Origin of the sequence: Oscillatoria sp. HE19RPO (assembly GCF_024220515.1) — a bacterium.
In the GTDB taxonomy this organism is placed as follows: Bacteria; Cyanobacteriota; Cyanobacteriia; order Cyanobacteriales; family Laspinemataceae; genus Laspinema.
The window spans coordinates 1-26,426 of record NZ_JAMXOT010000020.1 but is presented as its reverse complement, the minus strand read 5'-3'; the positions used below and the strand labels follow the sequence as shown (position 1 = coordinate 26,426).

20 protein-coding genes and 3 pseudogenes are annotated in these 26,426 nt (G+C 46.5%); 14 read left to right on the top strand and 9 right to left on the bottom strand.

The window, feature by feature from the left end:
• Window positions 1-194: 194 nt before the first annotated feature.
• The gene (locus NG833_RS02640; RefSeq protein WP_254563783.1) at window positions 195-1,256 is read right to left on the bottom strand and encodes a YihY/virulence factor BrkB family protein; all 1,062 of its coding nucleotides are present in this window, start codon (window positions 1,254-1,256) and stop codon (window positions 195-197) included.
• 314 nt (window positions 1,257-1,570) lie between these two features.
• Here NG833_RS02640 and NG833_RS02635 point away from each other — a divergent pair, with 314 nt between their 5' ends.
• Window positions 1,571-2,101 carry a hypothetical protein gene (locus NG833_RS02635; RefSeq protein ID WP_254563782.1) on the top strand — a complete coding sequence of 177 codons (531 nt, stop codon included), beginning with the start codon at window positions 1,571-1,573 and terminating at the stop codon, window positions 2,099-2,101.
• 137 nt (window positions 2,102-2,238) lie between these two features.
• Here NG833_RS02635 and thrC read toward each other — a convergent pair whose 3' ends face one another.
• Entirely contained in the window at window positions 2,239-3,366 is a 1,128-nt protein-coding gene (gene thrC, locus NG833_RS02630) for a threonine synthase (protein WP_375293871.1), read from the bottom strand.
• A 584-nt stretch (window positions 3,367-3,950) separates the two neighbouring features.
• Here thrC and NG833_RS02625 point away from each other — a divergent pair.
• The 3 genes from NG833_RS02625 (at window position 3,951) to NG833_RS02615 (ending at window position 6,533) form a co-directional block, all read left to right on the top strand.
• On the top strand, window positions 3,951-4,211 hold the full coding sequence (locus NG833_RS02625; protein WP_254563781.1) for a hypothetical protein: 261 nt from the start codon (window positions 3,951-3,953) through the stop codon (window positions 4,209-4,211).
• Window positions 4,212-4,623: 412 nt separating this feature from the next.
• Window positions 4,624-5,682: a fatty acid desaturase gene (locus NG833_RS02620; protein ID WP_254563780.1), complete on the top strand. Its 1,059-nt coding sequence runs from the start codon at window positions 4,624-4,626 to the stop codon at window positions 5,680-5,682.
• Between the two features lie 323 nt (window positions 5,683-6,005).
• A complete protein-coding gene (locus NG833_RS02615; protein WP_254563779.1) occupies window positions 6,006-6,533 on the top strand; it encodes a hypothetical protein in 528 nt (175 codons plus the stop codon).
• A 184-nt stretch (window positions 6,534-6,717) separates the two neighbouring features.
• Here the strand turns inward: NG833_RS02615 and trxB are convergent, their stop codons facing one another.
• Window positions 6,718-8,082, bottom strand: coding sequence for a thioredoxin-disulfide reductase (gene trxB, locus NG833_RS02610; protein ID WP_254563778.1), 1,365 nt, complete (start codon window positions 8,080-8,082; stop codon window positions 6,718-6,720).
• 313 nt (window positions 8,083-8,395) lie between these two features.
• On the opposite strand from trxB, the gene NG833_RS02605 reads away from it, so the two are divergent.
• Complete coding sequence (locus NG833_RS02605) at window positions 8,396-9,055, top strand: class I SAM-dependent methyltransferase (RefSeq protein ID WP_254563784.1); 660 nt, start codon at window positions 8,396-8,398, stop codon at window positions 9,053-9,055.
• A 76-nt stretch (window positions 9,056-9,131) separates the two neighbouring features.
• Here NG833_RS02605 and NG833_RS02600 read toward each other — a convergent pair whose 3' ends face one another.
• Window positions 9,132-9,650, bottom strand: coding sequence for an O-acetyl-ADP-ribose deacetylase (locus tag NG833_RS02600; protein ID WP_254563777.1), 519 nt, complete (start codon window positions 9,648-9,650; stop codon window positions 9,132-9,134).
• Between the two features lie 42 nt (window positions 9,651-9,692).
• On the opposite strand from NG833_RS02600, the gene NG833_RS02595 reads away from it, so the two are divergent.
• Window positions 9,693-10,250 (top strand): NUDIX hydrolase, encoded by a 558-nt coding sequence (locus tag NG833_RS02595; RefSeq protein WP_254563776.1) that lies wholly within the window; start codon window positions 9,693-9,695, stop codon window positions 10,248-10,250.
• A gap of 82 nt (window positions 10,251-10,332) precedes the next feature.
• Here the strand turns inward: NG833_RS02595 and NG833_RS02590 are convergent, their stop codons facing one another.
• Window positions 10,333-10,827 (bottom strand): DUF427 domain-containing protein, encoded by a 495-nt coding sequence (locus NG833_RS02590; protein ID WP_254563775.1) that lies wholly within the window; start codon window positions 10,825-10,827, stop codon window positions 10,333-10,335.
• A 270-nt stretch (window positions 10,828-11,097) separates the two neighbouring features.
• On the opposite strand from NG833_RS02590, the gene NG833_RS02585 reads away from it, so the two are divergent.
• On the top strand, window positions 11,098-12,204 hold the full coding sequence (locus NG833_RS02585) for a DUF262 domain-containing protein (RefSeq protein WP_254563774.1): 1,107 nt from the start codon (window positions 11,098-11,100) through the stop codon (window positions 12,202-12,204).
• The gene (locus NG833_RS02580) at window positions 12,201-12,866 is read left to right on the top strand and encodes an MAE_28990/MAE_18760 family HEPN-like nuclease (RefSeq protein ID WP_254563773.1); all 666 of its coding nucleotides are present in this window, start codon (window positions 12,201-12,203) and stop codon (window positions 12,864-12,866) included. The genes NG833_RS02585 and NG833_RS02580 overlap by 4 nt, the downstream gene beginning before the upstream one ends.
• Window positions 12,867-13,088: 222 nt before the next feature.
• On the opposite strand, the gene NG833_RS02575 is transcribed toward NG833_RS02580, so the two are convergent.
• The gene (locus NG833_RS02575; protein WP_254563772.1) at window positions 13,089-13,268 is read right to left on the bottom strand and encodes a hypothetical protein; all 180 of its coding nucleotides are present in this window, start codon (window positions 13,266-13,268) and stop codon (window positions 13,089-13,091) included.
• A gap of 36 nt (window positions 13,269-13,304) precedes the next feature.
• On the opposite strand from NG833_RS02575, the gene NG833_RS02570 reads away from it, so the two are divergent.
• Both NG833_RS02570 and NG833_RS02565 read left to right on the top strand, forming a co-directional pair.
• Window positions 13,305-13,916: a GUN4 domain-containing protein gene (locus NG833_RS02570; RefSeq protein ID WP_309143826.1), complete on the top strand. Its 612-nt coding sequence runs from the start codon at window positions 13,305-13,307 to the stop codon at window positions 13,914-13,916.
• Between the two features lie 332 nt (window positions 13,917-14,248).
• On the top strand, window positions 14,249-14,482 hold the full coding sequence (locus tag NG833_RS02565; protein WP_254563771.1) for a hypothetical protein: 234 nt from the start codon (window positions 14,249-14,251) through the stop codon (window positions 14,480-14,482).
• 80 nt (window positions 14,483-14,562) lie between these two features.
• On the opposite strand, the gene ileS is transcribed toward NG833_RS02565, so the two are convergent.
• Together ileS and NG833_RS02555 are read right to left on the bottom strand one after the other, a co-directional pair.
• Window positions 14,563-17,985 carry an isoleucine--tRNA ligase gene (ileS, locus tag NG833_RS02560; protein WP_254563770.1) on the bottom strand — a complete coding sequence of 1,141 codons (3,423 nt, stop codon included), beginning with the start codon at window positions 17,983-17,985 and terminating at the stop codon, window positions 14,563-14,565.
• 210 nt (window positions 17,986-18,195) lie between these two features.
• Window positions 18,196-20,787, bottom strand: a complete 2,592-nt coding sequence (locus NG833_RS02555) for a diguanylate cyclase (RefSeq protein WP_254563769.1) — start codon at window positions 20,785-20,787, stop codon at window positions 18,196-18,198.
• An 874-nt stretch (window positions 20,788-21,661) separates the two neighbouring features.
• Between NG833_RS02555 and NG833_RS30915 the strand changes: the two are divergent.
• The 4 genes and pseudogenes from NG833_RS30915 to NG833_RS02535 form a co-directional block, all read left to right on the top strand.
• A pseudogene (locus tag NG833_RS30915) lies at window positions 21,662-22,076 on the top strand (transposase family protein); the annotation flags it as partial.
• A 135-nt stretch (window positions 22,077-22,211) separates the two neighbouring features.
• Window positions 22,212-23,431 (top strand): annotated as a pseudogene (locus NG833_RS02545) (ISAs1 family transposase).
• A 189-nt stretch (window positions 23,432-23,620) separates the two neighbouring features.
• Window positions 23,621-24,913, top strand: coding sequence for a TolB family protein (locus NG833_RS02540; protein ID WP_254563767.1), 1,293 nt, complete (start codon window positions 23,621-23,623; stop codon window positions 24,911-24,913).
• A 132-nt stretch (window positions 24,914-25,045) separates the two neighbouring features.
• Complete coding sequence (locus NG833_RS02535; RefSeq protein ID WP_254563766.1) at window positions 25,046-25,645, top strand: gamma-glutamylcyclotransferase; 600 nt, start codon at window positions 25,046-25,048, stop codon at window positions 25,643-25,645.
• A gap of 62 nt (window positions 25,646-25,707) precedes the next feature.
• Here NG833_RS02535 and NG833_RS02530 read toward each other — a convergent pair.
• Window positions 25,708-25,954: pseudogene (locus NG833_RS02530) on the bottom strand (IS1634 family transposase); the annotation flags it as partial.
• Window positions 25,955-26,426: the final 472 nt, after the last annotated feature.

The window sequence follows — 26,426 nt, the reverse complement described above, 5'->3', positions numbered from 1 at the left end:
CTCTTTTTTTGTTCGTAGTAACGACTTCAGTCGTTCTCTTTTTTTGTTCGTAGTAACGACTTCAGTCGTTCTCTTTTTTTGTTCGTAGTAACGACTTCAGTCGTTCTCTTTTTTTGTTCGTAGTAACGACTTCAGTCGTTTCCCCATCTTCAAATTCACCAATACCCCCGTCCATTCCCCTAAAAACCCAACAATTATTGACCCGAATCAGACTTCTTCAACCGATAGTAAATGGCCCGATCGCGACGCATAGCCGCCCCAACCGTCACATTCAGTTGCGCACCCAAAAGGGTCACCAACGAACTTAAATAAAGCCATAACAGCAAAATAATAATAGTCCCAACCGCTCCATAAGTCCGGTTATAATTTCCAAAATGCGCCACATATAACCGAAACAAACTGGAAATAATCGCCCATAAAATAGCTGCAATAAAAGCTCCGGGAACCAGCGGCGTATCCCGACGCCGGTGGGAGGGACCAAACCGATAAATAAAGGCAAAGGCAACCGAAACAATCATTAAAGTCAGGGGACGACTCCAAAAATGCCACACATCCAACAATCGTCCTTCCAGAGGACAACTCGGGAGCGGTTGCAACAGACAGAGAAAGCCGGATTCAAATAAACAATTTTGACCCGAATCAATTAAACAACTGCGACGGGCGAGTAACTGAATCACCCAGTCACTAATAAAAATCAGAAACGAAGCCACAATAAACAGAATAATGCTCCCCATCGCCAGACCGATCGCCACCAATTTCGCCTTCCAAAAAGGTCGCCTTTGTTTGTGGGGAATTTGGTGAATTTGATCCAAAGCCGCCATTGCTGCACCCATGACCCCGGAAAACACCCAAAGCGCCGCCACAAACCCCAGGGAAAACACTTCCTGATTGCGACTTTGGAGAATTTCTCGAATCAACCCGCGAATCGTGTTCCAAACTTCCACGGGAATCACATCAGCGAGTTGATTAGCCAGATTAAACAAGGTGGATTGTAAAACTTCAAATAGACCAATGGAAGCAACGACGGCTAGAATAGCGGGAAACAGAGATAACATGGCATGGTAGGCCATTTCTGCGGATAAACCCGTTAATCGCTGCTGACTGGCGCGATCGGCGACTTCGCGCAGAGTCGAAAATTTTAGATAGGAAAAAAACTGCAAAAACCGAACGAGGGGTTGCAAGGCGGGACCCATCCTCGTCCCGATCCTTCTCAACCGGGCGAGGACACTTTGGAGAGATAGTTTGGGTAACTTCACGACGCTTTGGCTCCCTCTGTGTTAGATTAGCCGTCTAAAATGCCATTCCGGACCCCTGATTGGGCTGAGTTTGGCGGATTGCTATAGGTGGGCGATCGCAAATCCCCGGGGGTTGGAGTGGAAAAAAAATACTAAACCTACACCCATCTTAATTTACACTCTTAAGCTTAACTAGAGTTTAATAGGACTGATGTAGATCAACCGGGTTTCTGTAAAACCGGCTCAGTTTGTCAAGATTAGAGAGCTCAGCCGAACTTTAGAAACTGGGTTTCTCCTGGGGTAGTCGATGGAAAATTGATTGGGAGTGGTTGCCAATGTCGGAGAATGTCTCGCAGTGGTTGGAAGAAATTAGATCCCTGAAACAGGAAATCATCCGTGTGGAACAAGAACGGGATGCGGCAGAAGCGGGTGCCGATCGCTGGCGGGGACTTTACACCACGGAAGCGCAGCAACGGCGAACTCAGGTTGAACAGTTGACGGAGGCGATCGCCTCCCTGAAGGCTGAACTGGAACAGTTGCAAGCGGGTCCCTCATCTTTGCCTCGGGCAATTGCCCCCTCGGAACTGTTGCAAGAGTTGGCGGGAATGGGACCGGATGAAGTGAAGGGAAAATTGATTGAAGCCTTCATGGAACGCGATCGCCTCGCCCAAGAATTGTCCCGAATGAGGGAATGCCTGGAAGCGGAAAAAGCCACTCATGAACAAACCCGCCAGAGTTTAACCAGCGCCCTAGGAGATACGGTGGAACTCCTGAAAAAAGCCCAACCGGGAACGAAATCTGGACTCAATCTGGATTTAGCCCGTCTGGTGAGTGGCACCCCATTAAATCCCAAGACGGAAGACTAAAATATCAACCGGACTTACGCATATTTTGAAAAACTACCTCTAAATGTAGAGGCGATTCGCGAATCGCCTCTACATTATTATTTAGAGGTAATGCGTAAGTCATAAGGGAGTTTTCCCCGGACTGCGGTGATGAGGACCTAAAATCCCATGACTTTTGCTACGGCTTCAATTTCCGGTTCGATGCCTTGTTTAAAGGGATTGTTGCTATGTTTAATCGCAGTATCCGGGTCTTTGAGTCCATTGCCTGTGAGGACGCAAACGACAGTGGCCCCAGTGGGTACTTGGTCTTTGACCTTGAGTAATCCCGCAACGGAGGCAGCGGAGGCGGGTTCGCAGAATACCCCTTCCCGAGAGGCGAGGAGACGATAGGCATCGAGAATTTCGTCATCGGTGACGGCATTAAAACTGCCTCCGGAGGACTCTTGGGCGGCGATCGCCTTATCCCAACTGGCGGGATTGCCGATGCGGATGGCGGTGGCGAGGGTTTCGGGATTCGCCACAGGTTGACCATTGACGAGGGGGGCTGCACCAGCGGCTTGGAAGCCCATCATTTGCGGGAGGCGATCGCATTTCCCCGCTTGATGGTACTGACAAAATCCCATCCAGTACGCGGAAATATTGCCAGCATTGCCCACAGGAATGCACAGCCAATGGGGAGCGTTACCCAAGGCATCCACGACCTCAAATGCTCCGGTTTTCTGCCCTTCTAGGCGATAGGGATTGACCGAGTTGACCAAGGTCACGGGATAATGTTCGGCCATATCCCGGACAATTTCTAAGGCTTTATCGAAATTTCCTTTAATGGCTAAGACTTCTGCACCATAGAGTAAGGCTTGGGCGAGTTTGCCTAGGGCGACATAGCCATCGGGAATGAGGACAAATGCCCGCATTCCGGCGCGTCTGGCATAGGCCGCAGCGGAGGCGGAGGTATTGCCGGTACTGGCACAGATGACGGCTTTGGCCCCTTCTTCTTTGGCTTTGGAAATGGCCATTGTCATGCCCCGGTCTTTAAAGCTGCCGGTGGGGTTGAGTCCGTCATATTTGACGTAAACTTGCACCTGTCTGCCGATGATTTCGGCGATCGCTGGGGCGGGAATCAGGGGGGTGTTACCTTCTTGGAGGGTAACCACTGGAGTCTGGTCGCTGACGGGCAGATACTGCCGGTAAGCCTCGATGAGACCGGGCCAGTATGAGGACCTCAGTGGGGCATCTGCTGGAGTTGCACCGGGAGTTGGGGAGGGAACGGGAGAATAACTCAGAGTCACCGTATGTTAATTCTTTGGACATGAATGCTCCCCCACCTGAAGACAGCCAGGTGTGGGTGTCTACAAGGATTTATCCCTTGCGACAGGCGGCATTCTCACCGTGCTGCGGGAACTTTTGCCCGCAGACACCCTTAAGTCGTTTCCGCTTAGGGCTTGAAAATACTTTGGCCTAGAGCCTGACGTTTATTAACCGACTTACTAGGACTTACAGGGTGTTTTACCTTTCTCAAGCGATCGTGTCTCTGGGGTGTTCGGGTTCTATGCCCGCCCATTACCGTGCCGATTGAGATGGTGACATCATACCATAATCTTCGCTCCTTAACCCCAACCTTTTTCTATTTGGGGAAGTGCGTGGCTGGTCATTGGTCATTGGTCATTGGTCATTGGTCATTGGTCATTGGTTGTTGTTTTGTTCTGAGTATTCAACCCTCCAAAGAACCCAGGACCCAGGACCCAGGACAAGTGACCAATGACCAATGACAAAATTTGGGATTTTGATAAATTCGATGCTTTTTTTTTCTGGGGTTAGGATACAATAACCAGGTGATTTGCCTAAGTAAAAATTACTAAACTTAAAACGACTGATGCCCACTGTTATTTCGAGCCGACCCACCTCCGAAACCGTTCAGAGTGCCTCTAGCGTAGCGATCGCTTCTCAAGCTTCCCAGAATAACGGCGATCGCCTGATTAAAATGCTCAAATCCCTCTACCAGGCCGATCAACAGGTCAAGTTCTTGCACTTGCACGCCGAAGCCGACTATCTGCTGCAACAGTTGCAAACCCTGAAACAGCACCACTCCAACAACCCAGAGGGTTCCGTTCCTGCTTCTTCCTCAAAAAATTAAGGCAGTCCAATTCCGCCCGGGGCAGTGGGACCCCCACTATTTATTAAGCACCCTGTTCCCGGCGAGTCCACCCCCTGCCGGTTTTTTTTAGCTATTCCGAAATGCTGCTGCATAATAAAAGTCTTTTGTCAATCCCTCCGGGAAAAATGTGAGGAAAAAAATCCCGACTGGAAAAATTCCGGCTGTGCGATCGCAAGATGTGCTATAAAAGGTAAAGTTTTATGACGTGCCAGGTTTCTAAACCCCAGGGATGCGGAGTGTGTGGTCCGTATTTTGCCCTGAACAGGCATTCATCAATCATCAGATTGCACGCAAGACGGCCCTGCTACTCACCCTTTGAGTCAGCAGGAATTTATCCTGCGGCGATCGGGGGATTCATCCGACTAGCAACCGAAAAAGTTAGATTTAATAGATGACAGCATCAACATTAAAGCCTCAAGTAACCCCTCAAACATTGGGAACTGATTCCTTCCCGTCTTCTCTACGTCTGAGAGATATTTTGGGGACCTTGCCGAAAGATGTATTTCTCAAAAATCGGCGGAAAGCATGGACGAGAGTCATTATCAATGTATTATTAGTCGCCGTCGGCTACTGGGCATTAGCCGTTTCTCCAGCATTTTTGCTACCCATTTTATGGATCTATACCGGAACAGCCCTAACGGGTTTTTTTGTGATTGCCCATGATTGCGGTCATCGTTCCTTTGCCAATCGCAAATGGGTTAACGATCTGGTAGGTCATATCATGATGCTGCCCTTAATTTATCCCTTTCATAGCTGGCGAATTGGCCACAATCACCACCACAAACACACGAATAAACTGCTGGAAGATAATGCCTGGGAACCCTGGTTACCGGAGGTATATGAAAATCTCAGCACTTTTATGAAAACCTTTTATCGCTTCCTCCGGGGACGCTTCTGGTGGATGGGTTCCATCGTTCACTGGGCTGGATTGCACTTTGATTGGTGGCGTTTGGAAGGCAAGAAACGGGAACAAATGAAATTTTCTGTCTTAGTGGTTGTGGCTTTTGCTGCGATCGCCTTCCCCACCCTGATTGCCACCACCGGAATTTGGGGATTCATCAAATTTTGGCTGATGCCTTGGATGGTCTACCATTTCTGGATGAGCACCTTCACCATCGTTCACCATACCACCCCGAATATTTCCTTTGCTTTCCCAGAAGATTGGCATGAAGCAAAAGCCCAATTAAACGGTACCGTTCATTGTGATTACCCCCGCTGGGTGGAATTCCTCTGTCACGACATCAATGTGCATATTCCCCATCACCTCTCCACTGCCATTCCGTCTTACAACTTACGGAAAGCGCATCAAAGTTTAGAGCAAAATTGGGGCAAATACCTTCAAAAAAGCCAGTTTTCCTGGTCCTTGATGAAGGAAATTACCGATAAGTGTCACCTCTACGATGACCAAAACGGTTACAAATCTTTCAAAGATTATCACGCCGGTCGGTAATAGAGAGCATCCTCTGCTCTCTCCATGAATTATTCCTTAAAGACGTGCCCAATGCGCGTCTTTTTTGTTTTTGAAAACTCTTTCTAGCTTTGGCGTTCAAAACTGCACCTCCGGTCCCCTCCCCTGTGTCTTGGGGAGGGTTAGGGTGGGGTCCTCCGGCTGGCGATCGCTTTCGTCACGCACTCAAAGTTCCAAACCCGCAGCGTCCAGCCTGGGGCTACACGGACAAAGCCCGCCTGCGCGGGCTACTCTATAAAAGATAGCCCTTCAATATGTTTAAAATTAATAAAGCTGCCTTCACATAAACTGTTCACAGGGATGCCATGACCCAGCAAAATTTCGGAACCAACCCAGAGGATAGAAAGGGGCGTAATGCACTCCCCGGACCGATTCCGTTAAGCTATTTCGGCGCTTATCGCTGCCCAGTTTGTCGCTATGGCGAACTCTCTAACCTGGCGATGATGGATGCCTTTGGCTGTAACTTTTGCAGCCGCATTTTTACCGCAAATTTAGACCAAAATTCCCTCAGTTTAGCCGATGCTGTACCACCGATTACCTGGCATTGGAATGGTCGCCAATGGCAAGGATTACCTCGGGAGGGGGTAGAATTTGGATGGGAAATTGGCATTGCTGCGATCGCCATCATTACCCTCCCCACCCTCCTAGTCGGACTCGGGGCCTATATTTTCCCCCCAGTCCCCGGCAGTAGCTTAAGCTGGGTTCCCGCCTTTTGGACTGTAGCCACCTTTATCGCTCACCTCACCATCGTCCTCTGGCTAATGGTTGAATATTATCAGTTTCCCGTATTGCTCTTTTTAAAAGCATGGCAACGACGGTTATTGATGCGATAGATTTGTCATTTGTCATTTGTCATTTGTCATTTGTCGTTGGTTGTTTCTTATGTTCGTAGTAACGACTTCAGTCGTTTCTTATGTTCGTATTTCAGTCCTTTCTTAGTTCGTAGTAACGACTTCAGTCGTTAAAATGGGGCAGTCAATCAACCACCCCACTCCAAATAAATCTCCGAGGGAATACTTACAAATTGTTTTGAATCATTTCTCGGTACAGACTTTTTTGTTTGACACCCCGGACTTGATCCACTAATCCCTTATCCTTAAAGAACTGGACCGTTGGTGTTCCGGTGACTCCCGCATTGTCCGCAATTTCTGGGTCTGCTTCAATGTCAATTTCCACATAGTGAACCTTGCCATCAAACTCATCAATCACCTTACTCAGAATCGGTTTCAAGGTATGGCAAGGACCGCAGGTGGGTGCAGAATATTTAACCACAATCAGGCGATCGCTGTCATGGTACAACTTCCGCAAGGCAAACCCTCCCACATGGCGCGTTGCCGCCGGGTCAAAATCCTCTTCCGTATCGGATTTTTGTTCCTTTTCCGGTTCCGGCGCTTTCTCCGATGCTTCCGTTTGATGGAACTCTTGAACTAACCCATTCGCCGATAACCATCGTTCCGCTAACATCGCCCCCATACAACCCGTTCCCGCTGCGGTAACCGCTTGGCGAAACTCATGGTCCTGGACATCTCCAGTGGCATAAACACCCTCAACACTGGTCTCAACGGTGCCATGTTTCGTGACAATATATCCAACTTCATCCAGTTCCAGTTGACCTTTGAATAGTTGGGTATTCGGAGTATGACCGATCGCATAAAACAATCCGCGAACCTGCAAATCCGTTTCTTCCCCAGTCTTGATATTTTTAACCTTAATCCCCTCCATCCGGTCATCGGTTCCGAATATATCCACCGCCTCCGTATTCCAATGAACCGTGATTTTTGGGTTCTTCAAAACCCGGTCTTGCATCGCTTTCGAGGCCCGCATTTCGTCCCGACGGACTAACAGGTGAACATGGGTGCCATATTTGGTCAAATACACCGCTTCTTCCGCCGCAGTGTCTCCACCACCAACCACCGCCAATGACACGCCTTTAAAAATGGGACTGGCCCCATCGCAAATCGCACAGGCAGAGACCCCTCGACTCCAGAACTGGTCTTCACTCGGGAGTCCCAACCGCTTGGCCGTGGCCCCTGTGGCAATAATCACCGTATGGGCCTTCACTTCTCGTTCGTCCGAACGGATCACGAAGGGACGCTGACTCAAATCCACCGATTGCACGTCTTCCGTGTACAATTCGGCCCCCCAGCGTTGCGCCTGGAGTTTCATCCGTTCCATCAGTTTCGGTCCCGTAATCCCTTCGGGAAATCCGGGGAAGTTCTCCACTTCTGTGGTGGTCATTAATTGTCCTCCGGGAATGCCTCCCATCTGGAACCCTTCAAATACCACGGGTTTCAGATTCGCCCGTCCCGCATAAATGGCGGCAGTGAATCCGGCAGGGCCAGATCCGATAATCACAACGTTTTCTACTGCTGGATTTGTCATGGGGTTATTCAAACTCGTAACGACTTCGCTTTAAATCTATTATAGTGACCTGTTCATTATTATCAGTGATCTAAGTCACTTTACGGCCCTTGATTATTTATTCCTCTGCTGATTGTAGTTAACAATTACCAATTGACAGGTAGGAGGTTAGCAACTTAGAGATTGAGGACCAATTCACCCTAAAATAGCAATACAGGACTGACCCATGAGTCCTAAATTTGTAGGGGCGATTCGCGAATCGCCTCTACATTTAGGGTTCGCCCTCCCAAAATGTGTAAGTCCTGAAGATCAATTCTTAGCAGCAGGTGAGAGAATGGAACGAGTGCTAGAACCGGAAGTGATGGATAGTTGGGAGGATGCGACAGCGTATGACAGGATGGATTTTCTGGAGGTGAATACGGCCTTTGCTGAGAGTGCGATCGCAGTCGGTCCGGAGTCGGCGTTGGTCCTGGATGCGGGAACCGGGACCGCCAGAATTCCCATTTTAATCGTGCAGCGTCGTCCCCAGTGGCACATCAAGGCGATCGACCTTTCGCACAATATGTTACAAGTGGGGAGGGAAAATGTCCAAGCTGCTGGATTACAAGAGCAAATTCACTTAGAGTATATCGATGCTAAACAGATGCCATATCATGATAGTACCTTTGATATGGTCATTTCCAATAGCATCATCCACCATCTCCCCGACCCGATGCCCTTTTTCCAAGAACTGAAACGAGTTTTAAAACCCAATGGCGGGATATTTTTGCGAGATTTAATGCGACCCTCAGATATAGAAATTGTATATAAAATTGTCGCCCGAATTGGACCCGAATATAACGACTATCAAATCCAGCTATTTCAAGATTCATTGATAGCTGCATTTACCCTAGAAGAGGTACAAAACATTATAGAAATGGCGGGATTAGAAGGGGTTAAAGTTTATGCGTCTTCGGACCGCCATTGGACTGCGGAACGTGATTACAGAAAATAGACATCATTCTATTCTAAAAAGCCCCCCTTCTTAAGGGGGGTTGGGGGGATCAATCCGTTATTTTGCAAGAGGTCTATTATTTGTCCTGCCTGCCGATCGCTGCTAAATGGCACTGATAGGATTCTTTGCTAAAGCAGACAAACCGAACTTGAGAAATCCAAGTCGTTTGCGTTAAAAATTGCTGCACAGTCTTCACCGCGATTCTAGCAGCCCGTTCCATTGGGAAACCATAAACTCCCGTACTAATTGCCGGAAAAGCAATAGTTTTTAGCTGATGTTTTTCCGCTAACTTTAAACTCTGATGATAACAACTTGCCAGCAATTCATCTTCATGATGCTTGCCCCCTTGCCATACAGGGCCAACGGTATGAATCACATAGTTTGCCGGGAGATTGTAGCCCAGGGTTATCTTAGCTTCGCCGGTGTTACAGCCGTTAAGAGTGCGACATTCCGCCAACAAACCGGAACCTGCTGCGCGGTGGATAGCACCATCAACCCCGCCTCCTCCTAATAGACGGGTATTGGCGGCATTGACGATCGCATCCACCTGTTGTTTGGTAATATCCCCTTGAATCACTGTGATTTTATCGGTCATAGTAGTAAAGTTGTTGTCAAATAGAGAAACTCCTTTTATTGTATGAAAGAATTGCAGAAATGGAAACAGTTGCGATCGCGCCTAGTCTTCGACAACCAATGGTGCAAAGTTCGCCAAGATGAAATCGAACTGCCAACCGGCGAAATCATTGATGATTTTTTTGTGAATGTCCGTCCAGATATTGCCTTAGTCGTTCCCGTTACCCCCCAGCAAGAAATCGTATTGGTGCGACAATATCGACATGGAGTCGGGGAAATCTTGTTAGAATTACCTGCCGGTGCATTCAATCCGGAAAACGAGCAAGCAGAAGCAGCAGCAGCGCGGGAAATGACCGAAGAGACAGGTTACCATTGCCCAAACTTAATTAAACTCGCCACCCTCTATGATAATCCCGTTAAAGACACCAATACCATTCATGTTTTTTTAGGCAAAAATGCGGAATATTCGGGACAGCAACTTTTAGATATTACCGAACAGATAGAAGTGGTTTTAGTCCCAATTTCTGCCGTTTTGGAGAAAATCACCCAGGGAGAAATCTGCGTATCCGGAAGCGTCGCTGCCCTGTTTTTAGCGTTAAATTACTTAAAAATAACCCCATGAAACTTAAAAAACTAACCCCAAATTTTTAGTCGTATTTATCCGATGTAGGGGCGATTCGCGAATCGCCCCTACAGTCAGTTGCCTACCATCCCCAACTGCCGGGAATTCCCTTAAAAGGTCCAACAATATCCGAAGTAATCCAACCTCCATAAAACCCACCGGGTTGAGGTTGAACTTCTTCTCCATCCACATAGCAAATATCCATCAACTCTGGATAGAATGCCACATAATCTTTAATGTCTTCAAATTGGGGAGTGGGATTCGGATAAAACCAAGCACAATTCGGCGCTTGTTTTTCCTTAACCGTCACCGTGTAATATCCCGCCGCCCCTTTCCACTCGCAAAAACTACTTTTAGGAGTTCGGCTCAGATATTCCATTTTGATATCTTCTGGTGGGATATAATAACCTGGGGGATGACTGGTTTCCAGGACTCGCTTGGCGTTGCGAGTATCAGCAATAATTTCTCCATTAAAGATGATTTGGAGATGTTTGGAGACATCTTCCAACCGAGGAGGACGAGGATAATCCCAAACGGATTCTTGTCCAGGACCGGGTTCAATTCGTTGTGGGTGCATGAGGATTTTAGAGATAAGATGAGATAATCATAGGTTATCATATCTCCGGCACCACTAGAGGCGATCTCCTGAGTCATGAACAGGGGTTGGTTTAAACCAACCCCTGTAGGGGCGATTCGCGAATCGCCCCTACAATTTTAAACCCTGCCGGTGTTGAGGACTTTGCCATGCAATAGTTGACAAATTCATCTGATGTGCTCTATAATTGGCCAAATCGTTTGACTTAAATTAACGGTTGAGTTTAACCCAAATATAATAGGTTTTTCAATCATGGCTTTACAAGAAGAAATTGATAAAACTAGGCAAGAAATTAAGACAGATAACTACTCCATGTCAATTGGAGAGTTAATCAGCTTGTATGAAAATGAAGAAATTGATATTCACCCCGATTTTCAACGTTTTTTTCGGTGGTCAAGTTATCAAAAATCAACGTTTATAGAATCAATTTTATTAGGAATCCCAATTCCCGCTATTTTTGTTAATCAAAGAGAGGATGGGATTTGGGATGTTATCGATGGGGTGCAGAGACTCTCAACGATTTATGAATTTGTCGGGTTGTTGAAACCGGCGTCTCCAGATGAAGACACCTCTTTTATTGCGTTACAAGAAACCCACTATTTACCTTCATTGAAAAATAAAAAATGGAATGACCCAAACGACCCGGATAATTCTTTGACTCCAACTCAGCGGTTATTGATAAAGCGGGCTAAAATTACCGTGAATATTATCCAAAAAGAAAGCGATCAGATGATTAAGTATGAGTTGTTTCAGCGACTCAATACCGGAGGGTCGATCGCTACTCCTCAAGAAGTCAGGAATTGCATTCTTTTAATGTTAAATAAAGACCTTTATCAGTTGATGCGTTCTTTAGCCGATCGCGAATCTTTTAAGAACTGTATTGCTTTAAGCGATCGCCTGTATGAAGAACAGTATGATATGGAGTTAGTCCTCCGGTTTATTTTACTCTTTGATAGAACCGAGGACAACCTGCAACAACTCGGCGGTGATGTCAGCGAATTCCTCACCACTAGAATGCGAGAAATGGCGCTTCAACCTGATATAGATTACAGCCATATCGAACAAGCATTCGACCTCACCTTCAATCTTCTTAATAAAACAATGGGAGATAATAGCTTTAAGCGATATCGAGAGCTAGATGACAAATTTTTAGGGGGCTTTCTTTTGTCCGCCTACGAAGTCGTAGCATTAGGAATAGGATACCATTATAAAAATCCCCTTCCCATCAACCAAATATCGGAACGAATCAAAACAATTTGGTCCGATTCAACTTATCAAAAATGGTCCGGGGCTGGAGTGAATGCAGCCCGACGTTTACCTCATCTGATTCCCCTGGGGAGAAAGGTTTTTTCTCCATGAAAATCCGGACTGCTGAACAATTAAGTGATAAATTGGCTGAGGATTTAGCTTGGCGAAAGAAAGAACTAGCGGCTATCAAATCCTTGGTAGAATCGAAAACATTTTCTCGGCAACAACATCAGGTCTTATTGCGGAGTGGTGTGTGTATTCTCTATGCCCATTGGGAAGGATTCATAAAATTAGCTGCCAATGTTTACTTGGACTATGTTAGTAATAAAAAACTAACCTATCAAGAGCTTTCGAGTAATTTTTTAGCCCTAGCCATGAAGGAAAAACTCAAAGAGGCCAAAGAAACTAATAAACCGTCTTTGTATATTCCAGTTTGTGACTTCTTTCGCGCTGAATTAAATCAACGATGTAGTTTGCCAAAAGATGCCATCTCTACCGCCTCGAATCTTTCATCAGAAGTGTTGGAAGAAATCACCTTGTTATTGGGACTAGATTTTTCGCTCTACAGCACCAAGAAAAAATTAATTGATGAAAAACTTTTAAAAACCAGAAATGAAATCGCTCATGGGGGTTATTTAGAAGCGTTTGACCAGGATGAATATGTCGAGTTACATCCCGAAGTCATCGGGATGCTTGATAGGTTTCGGACTCAAATAGAAAATGCGGTAATTCAGGAAAGTTTTAGGAATAATTCACCCTCAACCAACCCCTGACGTAGGGGACCGGGAAACGGGAGTATCTCCTGAAAAGCACCCCACTCTGACCCCCTTACAAGAGTAGGTTTTTTATGTTCAGGGAGATTTACCCAAGAGGAAGGGGACTTCCGGTTCCCTCCCCTTGGCAAGGTCCGGGTTAGGGTGGGGTCCACCCAGTTCGCAAAAACACCTCCCCCGGGAAACAACCTCAACTTGACCCTCCTGATCACGACTAGGGATTCAGCTATGAATTGGGGGGGTACAATCAGGCTGAACTTCCAATTCTTTGACCCGACTTTGTAATTCCTCCAATTCTTCAATTAATTGCAAAACGCTGATTCCAATATCGGGTCTAATTTCGGGTGGGGCTGTATTATCAATCTGGGACTTCGCCCATTCTTGCAACTGTTTTAGGGTCATTTTCTGATTCTCCAATTTATCCAACAGTTGCAATCAATGGTAAACAATAACAGACAGGAGTTTAAACCTCCGCCTGTAGAGGCGATTCGCGAATCGCCCCTACATGGATTGTGGGGGACTGTTTTATGGCATAATAGAACCTGTTTTCTATCCACAATGGTTATGGACTCGTTAAACGATGAAATTTCCTCCCGCTATCAAAAACTACAGCAATTCCTGGCAGCAGGCAAATGGCGGGAGGCGGATGAAGAAACTGCACGAGTGATGCTTCATGTGGCGGGGAGAGAAGAAGAGGGATGGTTGGATGAGGATTCTATCAACCAATTCCCTTGTGAAGATTTGCGCCAAATTGACGGCCTTTGGGTACAATACAGCAATGGCCGCTTTGGGTTTTCAGTTCAGAAGCGCATCTGGCAAGAATGCGGTGGTGCGTGTGACTATGAGACCGTGAAATGCCTGGGCGATCGGGTGGGGTGGAGAAAAGAAGGAGAATGGTTAGAATATGATGAATGCACTTTCAACGCAAAAGCACCCCCGGGACACCTTCCGACGAGTTTTTGCGCCGCCGAGTTTGCGCCCAGGGGTTTTGGTGCATTGTTTTTGTGGCAGGAGGGGATTTCTCTTCTTCTCTTGCGTCCAGACTTGTAAATTGTAACCTGTAAGCGTTTCCAAAAATTATTACAAATTATTACCGGCCCTTTTTCAACGAAAGAATCACTATTTCACGGTTCCGTTACCTGGCACTGTGGTAGGGAAAAGAGAGGGAGGCCCTTCATCGAACGAATGAAAGAATTGAAGAGAGGCCACCCGGGGATCGTAACAGTTCGCCAAGACAAACCTGGATGCGATCGCCTCAATTTCTGGATCCATTGCATCCCAGCGGTCCCAAGGGAGACTAATCTGTCCCGGGGATTTTTTCCGAACTTTACCCGTTGCCACAATTTTGGGTAACAAGCGACTTCCCCATGACAAAGGAGTTCATGATGCAGGCAGAACATTTCATCTTAGAAACCGATAGGTTAGGAAATCTTAAACAACTTCCCAAATTACCACCTAACAAGCAAATTGAGGTGACTTTTCGGGTTCTTGATGATGCAAAAGACTCTGCTATCAAACGGAGAATCCCTCACCCGGATTTGGCCGGAAAAATTAAAATCTTGTCAGATAACATTATGGATAGTGTTCCCGAGAGTGACTGGGAATTGTTGCAATGATTGGACTCGATCGCCTGTTGGTTGTAGGGGCGCAATGCTTGCGCCCCTTGGGCGTATGCAATACGCCCCTACATTAGGATTTAGAACTCACCCGCTAAGGCGGCGACACACCGATCGCAAATAGTCGGGTCTTCCTCAGATTCACCCACGTGAGTCGAGTAGTTCCAACAGCGATCGCATTTCTGTCCTTCAGCATCCACCACACCAATTCCCCATCCGTTGACCTGGGTGCTATATTTTAACCCTTCTAGTGGTTGGGAGTTGTCTAGCACTTCGACTTGGGAGGTGATGAACAGATACCGCAGTTCGTCTACGCCGTTGCCAATGGTTTGGGGGACGGGGACGACTGGGGTGGGAGAGGTTACGGTTGCCGGGTGGTGGCCGATCGCCTCTTCCATTGCCTCTTCAAATGCCTCTAGTGCATCGATCGCCGCATCGGTTTGGGTTTTGCCGAGGATATAGTTACTCACCGAGGCGACGGTATCCGTGAGTTCTTTGCGGTTATTGGCGCGTAAGACATAGCGGTTGACAAACCATCCACTGTATCCGATGCCAATTAGTTCCAGTAAACCCGGAAGCAACGGGAAATCGGCGATCGCATCTACAATTGCGCCTAAGACAATCACGGAGACAGTCCCACTCACAATTAATCCCACAGACAGCAGGGGTCGGCGATAGTCAGAGAAAAATACTCCCAGATATCGGGGTAATTCTGCCATGACTGCTAAGGCGGCGTTGAGCAATTGCTGCCATTGGGGGATATCTTCCGGTGAGGGAGGGGTTACCGTTGTTTCTGGGAGGGTGATTGTCTTTGCCGGTGTGTCTTCCGGGGGATTGGCGACAGTAGTGGTGGTGGGGATGGTTCCCACCGATCGCCCTGGGTTCATAGTCCCTAATGCTTGTCGCAGGGAGATATCCTCAACATATAACAAGACTTTCGCCTCTAAGGAAGACCCGACTGCTTTATCTTGACGCGCCTTTTCTAGCACTTGGTTGACTTCCCCGCGCAGTTGGCGGAGGGTTTGCCAGGTTTTAGCCAGTTCCGGTTGTTTCCAATGGTCTTCTACCTGCACCCAACCTGCTTCAAATACCGATTGATAGGGGGTGGAATAGGGGAGATTTTGCCAGATATCTTCTGCCATGTGGCACAATACGGGTGCGACTGCTTTGGCGAGGTTTTCCAGGGCGACTGCCAGGACGGTTTGGCAGCTTCTGCGCCGTTTGGCATCCACTGCACTGATATATAGGCGGTCTTTGGCAATATCTAGGTAGAAATTGGACAAATCGACCACGCAGAAATTCTGCACGGTTTGGAAGAAGCGGAAAAATTGATAACTCTCAAAGGCATCGGTAACTTCGGCAAAAACCTCGGTCATGCGATGCAGCATATATCGGTCTAATTCCGGCAATTCTTCGTAGGAAACTGCATCTTTTGCAGGGTCAAAATCATCTAAATTTCCCAACAAGAACCGGGCAGTATTGCGGATTTTCCGATAGACATCCGATAGCTGCTTCAGGATATTTTTTCCAATCGGAACATCGGAGGAATAATCCACCGAAGACACCCACAACCGGAGAACATCCGCCCCATAAGGGGGTTCTTGTTTTTGGTTAGAACCGCCATTGATGATGGTGGCTGGATCGACGACATTCCCCAGGGATTTACTCATTTTGCGGTTGTTCTCATCCAGAACAAATCCATGAGTTAACACACTTTTATAAGGGGCGATGCTATTGTTGGCAACGCTGGTGAGTAAACTGGATTGGAACCAGCCGCGATGTTGGTCAGACCCTTCTAAATAGAGGTCTGCGGGATAGCGCAATTCTTCGCGACCCCCGACGACTGCGGCCCAGGAGGAACCGGAATCAAACCAGACATCCATTGTGTCGGTGCCTTTGCGGTAGGTTTTCCCGTTGCTGCGATAGGGTTCAGGTAAGAGGTCTTCAATGGGTAATTCCCACCAAGCATCAGACCCTTTTTCGGCTACAATGGCCTGCACATGAGCGATGGTTTCTTCGGTCATTAAGGGTTCGCCGGTTTCTTCTTCATAAAACACCGGAATGGGAACGCCCCAACTGCGTTGGCGGGAGATACACCAATCGGACCGTTCTGATACCATTGCCGCAATCCGATTTTCCCCTTGGGCGGGAACCCATTTCACCTCAGAAATGGCTTTCATGGCTTCATCCCGGAATCCATCCACGGAGGCAAACCATTGTTCCGTTGCCCGGAAAATGGTGGGTTTTTTGGTGCGCCAATCGTAGGGATATTTGTGAACGTAGGGTTCTTCTTTGAGGAGAGATTTAGCGGTTTTTAAGGCTTCAATGACGGCGGTATTGCCTTCATCAAGGACATTTAATCCGGCAAATTCTCCCGCTTCTTCGGTAAAGTTGCCGTTACCATCCACGGGGGCTAAGATAGGTAAACCATAGCGTTGTCCGACTTGGTAATCTTCTAAACCATGTCCGGGGGCGGTATGTACGAGGCCGGTCCCGGATTCGGTGGTGACGTAATCGCCGCCGATGACGACGGGACTGGTGCGATCGCACAGGGGATGTTTGTACTCACATCCTTCTAAGTCTTTGCCTTTGATTTTGGCTTGGACAGTGAGAGGTGTTCCTAGGGTTTCCGAGAGGCGATCGACTAATTCGGCAGCGACAATTAGGAATTTGCCCGATGCCGGTTCGTAATCGGCAGCGGTTTCCACCACGGCATATTCCAGTTGAGGATTCACACTTACCGCTAAGTTCCCGGGAATGGTCCAAGGGGTGGTAGTCCAGATTCCCACCCACAATTGTTTCATGTAGGCTTTGAGGGCGGATGCTGTATCAGCTAACTTTGTGATTTGGAATGCGGCATAGATACTGCGCGAAGTGTGACCTTCGGGATATTCTAATTCCGCTTCGGCGAGGGCGGTTTGAGAACTCGGACTCCAATGCACAGGTTTCCGTCCTCGGTAGATATAGCCTTTCAGGACCATTTTACCAAAGACAGCAATTTGGGCGGCTTCGTATTCCGGTTTTAAGGTGAGATAGGGATTTTCCCAATCTCCCCATACTCCATACCGTTTGAAATTCTCTTTTTGTTCCTCAACGGTTTTCAGGGCAAATTCTTGAGCTTTTTGGCGCAATTTTAAGGGGGTCAGGTTTTGACGTTCCTTGGATTTCATCGCCTGGAGCACTTTCAGTTCGATGGGTAATCCGTGACAATCCCAACCGGGGACATAGCGGACTTGGTGGCCGCGCAGCAACTTATACTTGTTGATGATGTCTTTGAGGACTTTGTTGAGGGCGTGTCCCATGTGGAGGGACCCGTTGGCGTAGGGTGGCCCATCATGAAGGATGAACAATTCACCGGGATTGTTCTGGGATAGGCGTTCATAGATTTGATGGTCGGCCCAAAATTTCTGGAGTTCGGGTTCCCGCTTGACGGCGTTGGCCCTCATGTCAAAGCCTGTTTTAGGCAGATTGACGCTATCTTTATAAGTTTTTGCTTCGGTCACAGCCAAATCCTAATTATTATAGAACAGTTTTCAGTTTATTATAAACAGGAGTTAGGTATTTTTTGGGATGTTATTCCTGGGGGAACCGGCAACATCCGGCATCCGGCGGGGGTTCAAACGATTGAACCCCCGCCGGTTGTTGCTATTAGGGTTTGAACCCCCGCCGGTTGTTGCGCTTTTAGTCATAACCCATCCAGATGGGGAAGGAGTTTAGATGGGATAGCTGCCTGCGGTGATGACCCGATCGCGTCCGAGGGCTTTGGCGCGGTAGAGGGCCATATCAGCGGCGCGAATTAGGTCATCTCCGGTGATGCCTGCGGTGGGAAAGCAAGCAATTCCTAGGGAAGCGGTGATGATTCCCAATAATTCCCCGCGATGTTCTAAAACCAGGTTTTTAATCGCTTCCCGGATTTGTTCGGCGCGACGATAGGTTTCTGATAAGGTGGCATCGGGTAAAATTAGGGTTAATTCTTCCCCTCCGTAACGGCAGGCAATATCGGACCCGCGAATATTTTTCATTAATAATTCGCCCACTTGTCGCAAGACGGCATCCCCGGCATCATGGCCGAAAGTATCGTTAAAATTTTTGAAATAGTCAATGTCAATCATGACAATGCCGACAGATTGATTCTGACGGTGAGCGCGTTGGAGTTCTCTCTCTAGGGTTTCTTCGAGGTAACGGCGATTAAACAGTCCGGTGAGGGAATCCCGAATACTTTGAGTATGGAGTGTTTCCCGGAGTTTAATGTTGGCTAATGCTAAGGCAATTTGTTCGGAAACGGTGCGGGCTAATTGTTGTTTGGCCTCGCTTAATCGTCCGGGATGGCTGGAAATTAAATACAGCAATCCGGAGATTTCTCCCTGGGCCATCATCGGGATGCAGAGAGATTCTACAGGGGAACGGTGGAGGTGGAAATGGTCACAAAATAAACTGAATGGACTATTGTCTACTCGATGCGATCGCCCGCGTCGTAAAGCCCAACATTCATGGGGGGCAAACCAAGGTTTACTCCCAGGAAGTTTCCCCCAAGTGGCAACGGTTTCTACGCGATTTTTAAAGGCGTCGATCGCCGCGAGTCCCCCGGAACAGGAGGGGAATAACTGAGGCAGTTTGAGGCCGATCGCTTTGTAGGCTTCTTCTAGGGTTTCACAAGCTTGCAACAACTCATTCATTTCCCCCAATAAGGCCATTTCTCGATTGCGTTGTTTGAGTTCTTCCACCCAGCGAATCAATTTGTCGTTGGCTTGTTGCAGGGTGGCTTCGGCTTGCTTATCCTCGGTAATATTGCGAAAGGTGACGATAAATCCGTCATTGAGTTTAACCGCCATCATTTTAAACCAAGCCTGGATTCCTTCATAGTCGTAATAAAACTCTAATTCTAGGGGTTGGTGGGTATTCACGACCTCGACATATCGTTCAAATAATCTAGTTTCGAGATTTCCGGGCATTTCTTCCAGCAGATATTTTCCCAGGACATCTTCCCGGCGGTGTCCGACGATTTTTTCGGCGGCGGAATTGATAGTTAGCCACTGAAAATCAATGATGGTTTGTTCAGAATTTCGGATTGCTTTGAAGGCCATGATGCCATCTAAAGAACTATTTAAAACCCCAGTCAGTAAGGATTCTGAATGTTGTAAGGCTTCAACCGTCTGATGGCGATCGGTAATATCGCGCGCCACCCAGATGACTGAGTGGCTGGAAAGGGGGGAAATACTGGCGGTAAATCGCTTCTGCTCTTTTCCTAGATTTAAAAGGTAATCAAATTGAATCGAGGTCTGGGTTTGCAGGGACTGGCGAATAGGGTCTAAAAAGGTTTCCGATTGGGACCCGTTAAAAAAAAGTTCCAGGGTCTGGCTGATTAATTGAAAATTTTCTTCAGATCGGATGAGGGTGGGATGGGTTGGCGCGACTTTTATATTGTTTTCACTGACATTAATCACGAAAACAATATCAGTTATTTCCGCCAATACTTTAAATAAGAATTTCTCATTTACTGTGATATTTTGCTCAAGGCTCACTAAGTCAAGCAAGACAAAGGCATCTTGTAGATCTTGATTAAACGCCTTGTTTGAATTGAGTTCTTTTAATTCGGCTGTTTCTTTTATAGGGGCGAATTTTGGCGAACTACTTTTAATATAAGGCATGATTTTAATTCGACTCCCTACGCGACTTTCCGGGCGTTTTCTGTAACTCACCAAACCAAATCTTGAACAGGTTTTAACTCGGGAAATCACAGATTTTTTATGACAATTTTTAGGACTTAATTCTATCAAATTATGAGAGGGTTTGACCTGACTTGAGTTATCCACAATTTTGCTTAAGGGAGATAGATAAAATCTCTGCATCAGTCGGGAAGGGGTGAGAAAACCGATGAGTTTATGACTCGAATCGCTGAGAATGGGGAGGTAATGAATCCCTTGCTGAAAACAATTAAAAATCCTCACACTGTCCAAACAGTCGGACTCCTTCAGTGCGATTGAACACTTCTGCATGACCGCTGCAACCGTAGTTTTTTTAAAAGATTTTTTGGTTGCCAAAAAATTGAGGATATCTCGGGGAGTTAATAAACTGATATCCTGATTTTGATCAATGATAAAGAGGCAGGGTTCTACGCCCTCTTGCCCGGTGAATGATTCAGCAGGAGGTTTAAGGGACAAGACAGGACCATCTGCCGACTGCCCCTGACTCCTCATGAAGGCGATCGCCTCAACCAAGGGGGTATCTGCGGCAATAATCTGAACATTTCGGTCAATTGCAGATTTTATATCGAACGAACATAACAAACGATTTGCTTCCAGCATCGACTTTCCTTTAGTCTCATCAGAATCATCCTTCCGACCAGCCCCCAATCTTCTGCTAGTCTGCTTTTAAAGGCGATCGCCTTTAAGCACCCTCCGCCTTCTGAACCTTCGCGATCGCGCCAGTCTATCCAGTTGACCTCTCCCCATTTTGCGAGGTGACCCTCTCGAATCAACTCACCTCTTCGGCGGGTGCTGATTGCTATTTTATCCTATTTTCCATTGAACTTGTAGAGAAACGAAAAATAAGAGGACTCATTTTTTGAACTGGACTCGCATCCCTATTTTAATAGAGTTTTACCCTCATTCTATCGATCCCTTGCCCAGGGGGGGGGATAGGACTGTCTCTTTCTAATTATCCCAGGGGTTTCATCTATCAAGCAATCCTCTTCCCTGGATAACTTTAGACCTCTTGCAAAATAATTTTATGCTATAATAAAAACTTTTGCTTAACCTTAGCCGATGGCCAGTTATAGCTAATTTTCCGAATCTTTTGCTAAAAACCACATAAAATGCTAAAACAGTATTTTGCAGTTCCACAATAAATTAATCATGGAAAATCTATTTTAGGGTGTTCCAACAAATAAATCATCCAAATCCCGATGGTTAAGCACCTAACAAGACTGTATGACGCCGCGCAGGCGGGCTTTGTCCGTGTAGCCCCAGGCTTTCCTAGCGGAACGCTTCGCGAACAGCCTGCGGGTTTTTTGGGGATTTTATTTTTTGGAGTTCCCTTATCTAAATTTGAAACCCCAGCAATTTAAACGGAGATTTGGTGCCCAGATTCAAACCTTTAAAGAAATGTTAAAGAGTTTAGAAGAATATCGGTTAGCAAATCAATCAAGACAAACGAGAATATAAAAGCAAGTTAACTCTTGAACAACAAATTTTAGTAGCATTAGAATATTGGCGAGAATATCGAACCTATTTCCATGTCGGCACAAATTGGGGAATATCTGAATCAACAACTTGGCAAATTGTTCATTATGTTGAATCAACCTTAATGAAAACTGGAAAATTTGGTATTCCTGGAAAGAAAGCCTTGCTCAAAGGTTTTGGGCATCCAGAAGTTGTGGTAATGGATGTCACCGAAACAGAAGAACGAACGTCCCAAAAAAAAGCAAAAAAAATACTACTCAGGAAAGAAAAAATGCCACCCACTAAAAATGCAAGTGGTCATAAATCAAGAAACTAAAGAGATTATTTGCCTAAATTTTGGACCGGGGCATTGCCATGATTTCAACTTATTCAAAAAAAGTCAAGTCCCTTTTCATCCTGAAACAGAGAGTTTACCAGGGTAAGCGCATCTAATTTGGTATCAAATGTAACAGACGGCAAAAAAATAGTGCAGTATTATAGCGGCCCGGTTTGTCCCAGAGATTCTATAATAACTCTCAAGCTCAGTAGAAAATAGGAATGAATACTCTATGACTAAAGGATTTTCACCCGTTGTCGGGAGCGCTAAATTAAAACCCCTAAAACCCCAGCCTCAACCTATTTTTATGGAAGAACTAGAAGGGGGTTTGTTGAATTATTTTGATGATATACCGGATCCAAGAGTTGACCGCACTAAACACCACTTACTTAAAGATATTCTAGTGATTGCTTTGTTAGCAATAATAGCTGGAGGTAACGGATGGGAAGACATAGAAAATTATGGAATAAGTAAACAGACCTGGCTCAAACAATTTTTAGAGTTACCCAATGGCATTCCTCATCATGATACGTTTCGTAGAGATTTTGAAAAACTAGACCCCAAAATTTTAGAACAGAAGTTAACTCAATGGGTACAAAAAATACTCGGTTCAGTTGTTGAATAAGTTGTCCCGATTGACGGCAAAAGTCTTCGAGGGTCTTATGACCGAAATCAGGGCAAAAAAAATTTACATTTAGTGACAGCCTGGGCTTGGTGCAAATCGTTTAGTCCTAGGCCAAGTTAAGGTGGACAGCCATTCCAATGAAATTACAGCAATTCCAGCCCGGTTAGAATTAATCGACGTAACCGGCGCAATTATTACAATGGATGCAATGGGGACTCAAACGGAGATTATTAAACAGATTGTTCATAAAAAAGCTAATTATGTAGTTTGCTTAAAAAGTAATCATCCGACTCTGTACAATCAAGTTAAATCTTGGTTTGAGATTCAATCAAGTCGCCAATTTACTGGGGTTAAGATGACGGATTACCGTCAAGTAGAAAAAGGGCATAACCGGATTGAGAAGAGAAGAGTTTGGGCGATTCCCGTTTCAGAATTTGGAGGTCTTTATAATCAAGATAAATGGGCGGGACTTCAAACGGTTGTTATAGTCGAGCGGTTTCGGCAACAGTGGAATGGAACCTCTCATGAAGTCCAGATTTATCTAAGTTCTTTAAGCGTAGATGCCCAAAAACATGGTTCTATTATTCGGGAACATTGGAGCATTGAAAATAAAGAACATTGGGTTTTAGATGTGACTTTTGAAGAATATAAATATAGGATCCGAGCGTTTAATAGCCCTCGAAATTTGGCGGTACTCAGACGGATGGCCCTTAATGCCCTCAACCTGTGAAACCACCCGATCGCGTAGCTTGAGACAAAAAAGGAACCGGGCAGCCATGAGCGAGGAGTACATGATGCTTATTCTCAAATCCTTGTGTCAAGCCTGATTGAGATGCTCTTACCCTGACCCGGTAAAGATTAAAGAGACCCTCTTACACCATTAAGAGGGTTTCTTTTTGAGGTGGTATCCTGACTAAATAGAAAGAAGCGCTTTCCTTCGCATCGAGTCTCGGTGGCTAAATTCGCTAGGAAGCGCTTTCCTTGTCAAGGGAATCGAACTCCAGGAGGATTGTGCCATGCTATTGCCTAAAAACCTGTCGATCGCCACCTGCTATGTGCTCTTGGGCCTCACGGGTTTGAGTCTTGCCGGATGTCAAAACTTCGGGTTGGGTTCATCCGGGGATCTCAGGGTTGATCAGCCAGTGCGATTGATCGCAGAAGCTGATCGCGAAGCTGTTTTCGTGAGTCTGCCCTCCCCTCGACGCAACCCGAATCCGGACTTTTCTGCCGAAGTTCTGGAAATAGACCTCAACGGTAAAAAGCGCCAGATTGAGGCCACCCGTAAGCAAATTGAATATCCAGATTCCGTGACGGGGGAATCCAACCTGTTACATCTGTTGGGCTTCAATTGGGCCGGAACCCAACGCTGGATTCCCGATCCCCAACATCCCTCTCCAGAATTCTGGCAGAATCCCCTAGACCCCTCAGTGCTGTTGTTTCAACCTCAATTCAACCTGGGGGGTTTATACCTGCTGAATAAGAACACCCTGGAAGTGAAGGCGATCGGCAATCATCAGGCACTCCGGGAGACGATCGCCCAAACTAGGTCATTGCCCCCAACGCCCCCGCCCCCCAATTGCCAGGAATCCGAGTGCGAGGCGGGGGTGAAAATTCTCTACTGGGCTTCGGATCCCTATTGGTCCCCCGATGGTCAGAAAATTGCTTTTACCTCGAATCGGGAAACCCTGGGCGCATCTTCTGATATGAGTGTTTGGGTTTTAGACATGGCAACGGGTAAGGCCACTAAAGCCCTAGGCAGCACAGGAGATAAATATCGGATTTTCGGATGGACGGCCCAGGGTGAAATTTTGGCTTGGGAGTATAGCCAATTGCCAAATTCATTGGTCGCGATTTCCCCCACTAAGGGAGATAAGGAAGTGTTATTACAGGGTGAACATCTTGAATTCCTGGCCCTAAGTGATGATTATCAGAGGGTACTCTATGCCAGCCGTCCCTCGGGGGAAAACTCCACCAGTAGCTTTGCTAAACTCTATGCCTTTTCAGTAGATACCGGAGAAAGCCAACTCCTATTTGAAGAAACGCCCATTGAACGGTTATCGAGTATCCGTCCGGATTTCTCAGAACAAAGCGATCGCGTGGTAGCGGTCCTCAGTGATGTTCAAGGCGGTCACACCCTCTGGGTTTATGACTTGCCGCGAAAAATCAGTCAGCGCGTTTCCCTCCCTCCGGGTAAACGCCTCTTTGCCACGGAACGCAAGTTAGAGTGGGCTGGAGACCGCCTGGTTGTTCCCCTGGAAGATGTCCAAACCCAGACGTTCAGCACCCTCCTGATGACGGTTGACTTGTAGGGCCCAGCCTCTGAGTCCGGGGACAATTTTAAAGATTTCTTGAATCCCCGGTTTTCCGGTCGGAATAAGCTTGTTTTTTCTGCAAGGGTTTGATAGAATTCCATTCATACCTAGCAACTGGTTAGCTAAAAAATGAGCGTTCAGCCTCGACATTTACAGGGTTTGCAGACCCGACCTTCCCTGAACAAAAGGTCAGCCCAATTAGAATCTCCTAGCGAAACCTTTTACTATTTCGCTTATGGTTCTTGTATGTGTCCGGTAGATTTAAAACGATCGCTGGGAGAACCCACCCATCCGTATGCGATCGGTCCTGCCACTCTCAAAGGCTATCGACTGCAATTTTCTGGATATTCAACCTTGCGAAATTGCGGCGTTCTCGATGTCGTCAAAGACCCCACTGCCTCCGTAGAAGGGGTTCTCTATCAACTCCCTTGGCGACTGTCCGATCGCCTGGATGAACGGGAAAAAGGCTATCATCGCGAGGAGATCGAAATCTCTGTGGGTGGTCAAGTTTACCCGAATGTTCGCACTTATACCGTAGCCCATAAACTCTCGGAAGAACTCCCCCCCAACGACTGGTATTTTCAGGTTGTCTTACGTGGGGCAGTCACCTGCGGACTCCCGGAATCCTACTGTTGGCATTTATTCAACTATATGCATCAGTTGCAAACCCGTCCCGGTCAGAATACACCGCTCAAAAGCACCTCAGTTTATACCCAATTACCCGGATGAAAACATCGCTTGTTTTGGGGTTAACTTGCCAAACTTTTTCATCCCACATTCCTGCTTTTGAATCAAGTCAGTAAATAATATTTCTGGCAGGAGGCCCCTAAGAACTGAAGGATCCATCGCCGCTCATCAGTTAAATAGGTTATTTTCGCGCGCTCCATCAACAATAAGCAAATGAATGGATTGAAAACATTGAAAAACCCATCGTAGAGTTGGAGTAGTGGTGGGTTTACCTAATTGATTCTTAATCGACTTTTTTGCCTGTGCCAGAGCCTCTCTTAAGGCTCTTTGACCTAAACTATACACTAATATAGCGACCCTAAATGAATTTGACATAAAGATAGCGAGCAAGATGCAAAGCCTACGGCATAGCTGGTGCTTACCGCACTCCAAGACTTTCAGCCTTGGATCCATTGTCAAACTGATTTAGACTAGCTATATCCCTCTTCTGTCACCCTGGCTAGAGTATAATAAAAAAAACGGCTGAAAGCCACAGCAGGACCATGATTGCACCAAAACAAGCCAAGCCCACCCGGGAGCATCCCGATTTTGTAAATAGGCAAAAGTATGATATAATCAAAAAATTTTTAGTCTCTCCCCATATTATAGAATTGCAAAAGTTAGCGACTCCCTAACCAAACCCGCTTATCAAAGTATTTAAAATTAGAACAATTATTCAGTAATTCTGTCGGATGCCTAAACTTTATAATAAGTTATTCAAGTAGGCACACCTCAAATTAAGCATCTGATTAATATTTTCCGTAGACCACTGCGCACATGAAAT

Coding starts and splice junctions, on each gene's coding strand:
- NG833_RS02535 (WP_254563766.1), top strand. CDS start 25,046: ATGAGCGTTCAGCCTCGACATTTACAGGGTTTGCAGACCCGACCTTCC.
- NG833_RS02600 (WP_254563777.1), bottom strand. CDS start 9,650: ATGACCGATAAAATCACAGTGATTCAAGGGGATATTACCAAACAACAG.
- NG833_RS02565 (WP_254563771.1), top strand. CDS start 14,249: ATGATGCAGGCAGAACATTTCATCTTAGAAACCGATAGGTTAGGAAAT.
- NG833_RS02620 (WP_254563780.1), top strand. CDS start 4,624: ATGACAGCATCAACATTAAAGCCTCAAGTAACCCCTCAAACATTGGGA.
- NG833_RS02595 (WP_254563776.1), top strand. CDS start 9,693: ATGAAAGAATTGCAGAAATGGAAACAGTTGCGATCGCGCCTAGTCTTC.
- NG833_RS02590 (WP_254563775.1), bottom strand. CDS start 10,827: ATGCACCCACAACGAATTGAACCCGGTCCTGGACAAGAATCCGTTTGG.
- NG833_RS02555 (WP_254563769.1), bottom strand. CDS start 20,787: ATGCTGGAAGCAAATCGTTTGTTATGTTCGTTCGATATAAAATCTGCA.
- NG833_RS02635 (WP_254563782.1), top strand. CDS start 1,571: ATGTCGGAGAATGTCTCGCAGTGGTTGGAAGAAATTAGATCCCTGAAA.
- trxB (WP_254563778.1), bottom strand. CDS start 8,082: ATGACAAATCCAGCAGTAGAAAACGTTGTGATTATCGGATCTGGCCCT.
- NG833_RS02575 (WP_254563772.1), bottom strand. CDS start 13,268: ATGACCCTAAAACAGTTGCAAGAATGGGCGAAGTCCCAGATTGATAAT.
- NG833_RS02605 (WP_254563784.1), top strand. CDS start 8,396: ATGGAACGAGTGCTAGAACCGGAAGTGATGGATAGTTGGGAGGATGCG.
- NG833_RS02570 (WP_309143826.1), top strand. CDS start 13,305: ATGGTAAACAATAACAGACAGGAGTTTAAACCTCCGCCTGTAGAGGCG.
- NG833_RS02585 (WP_254563774.1), top strand. CDS start 11,098: ATGGCTTTACAAGAAGAAATTGATAAAACTAGGCAAGAAATTAAGACA.
- NG833_RS02540 (WP_254563767.1), top strand. CDS start 23,621: ATGCTATTGCCTAAAAACCTGTCGATCGCCACCTGCTATGTGCTCTTG.
- NG833_RS02580 (WP_254563773.1), top strand. CDS start 12,201: ATGAAAATCCGGACTGCTGAACAATTAAGTGATAAATTGGCTGAGGAT.
- NG833_RS02615 (WP_254563779.1), top strand. CDS start 6,006: ATGACCCAGCAAAATTTCGGAACCAACCCAGAGGATAGAAAGGGGCGT.
- NG833_RS02625 (WP_254563781.1), top strand. CDS start 3,951: ATGCCCACTGTTATTTCGAGCCGACCCACCTCCGAAACCGTTCAGAGT.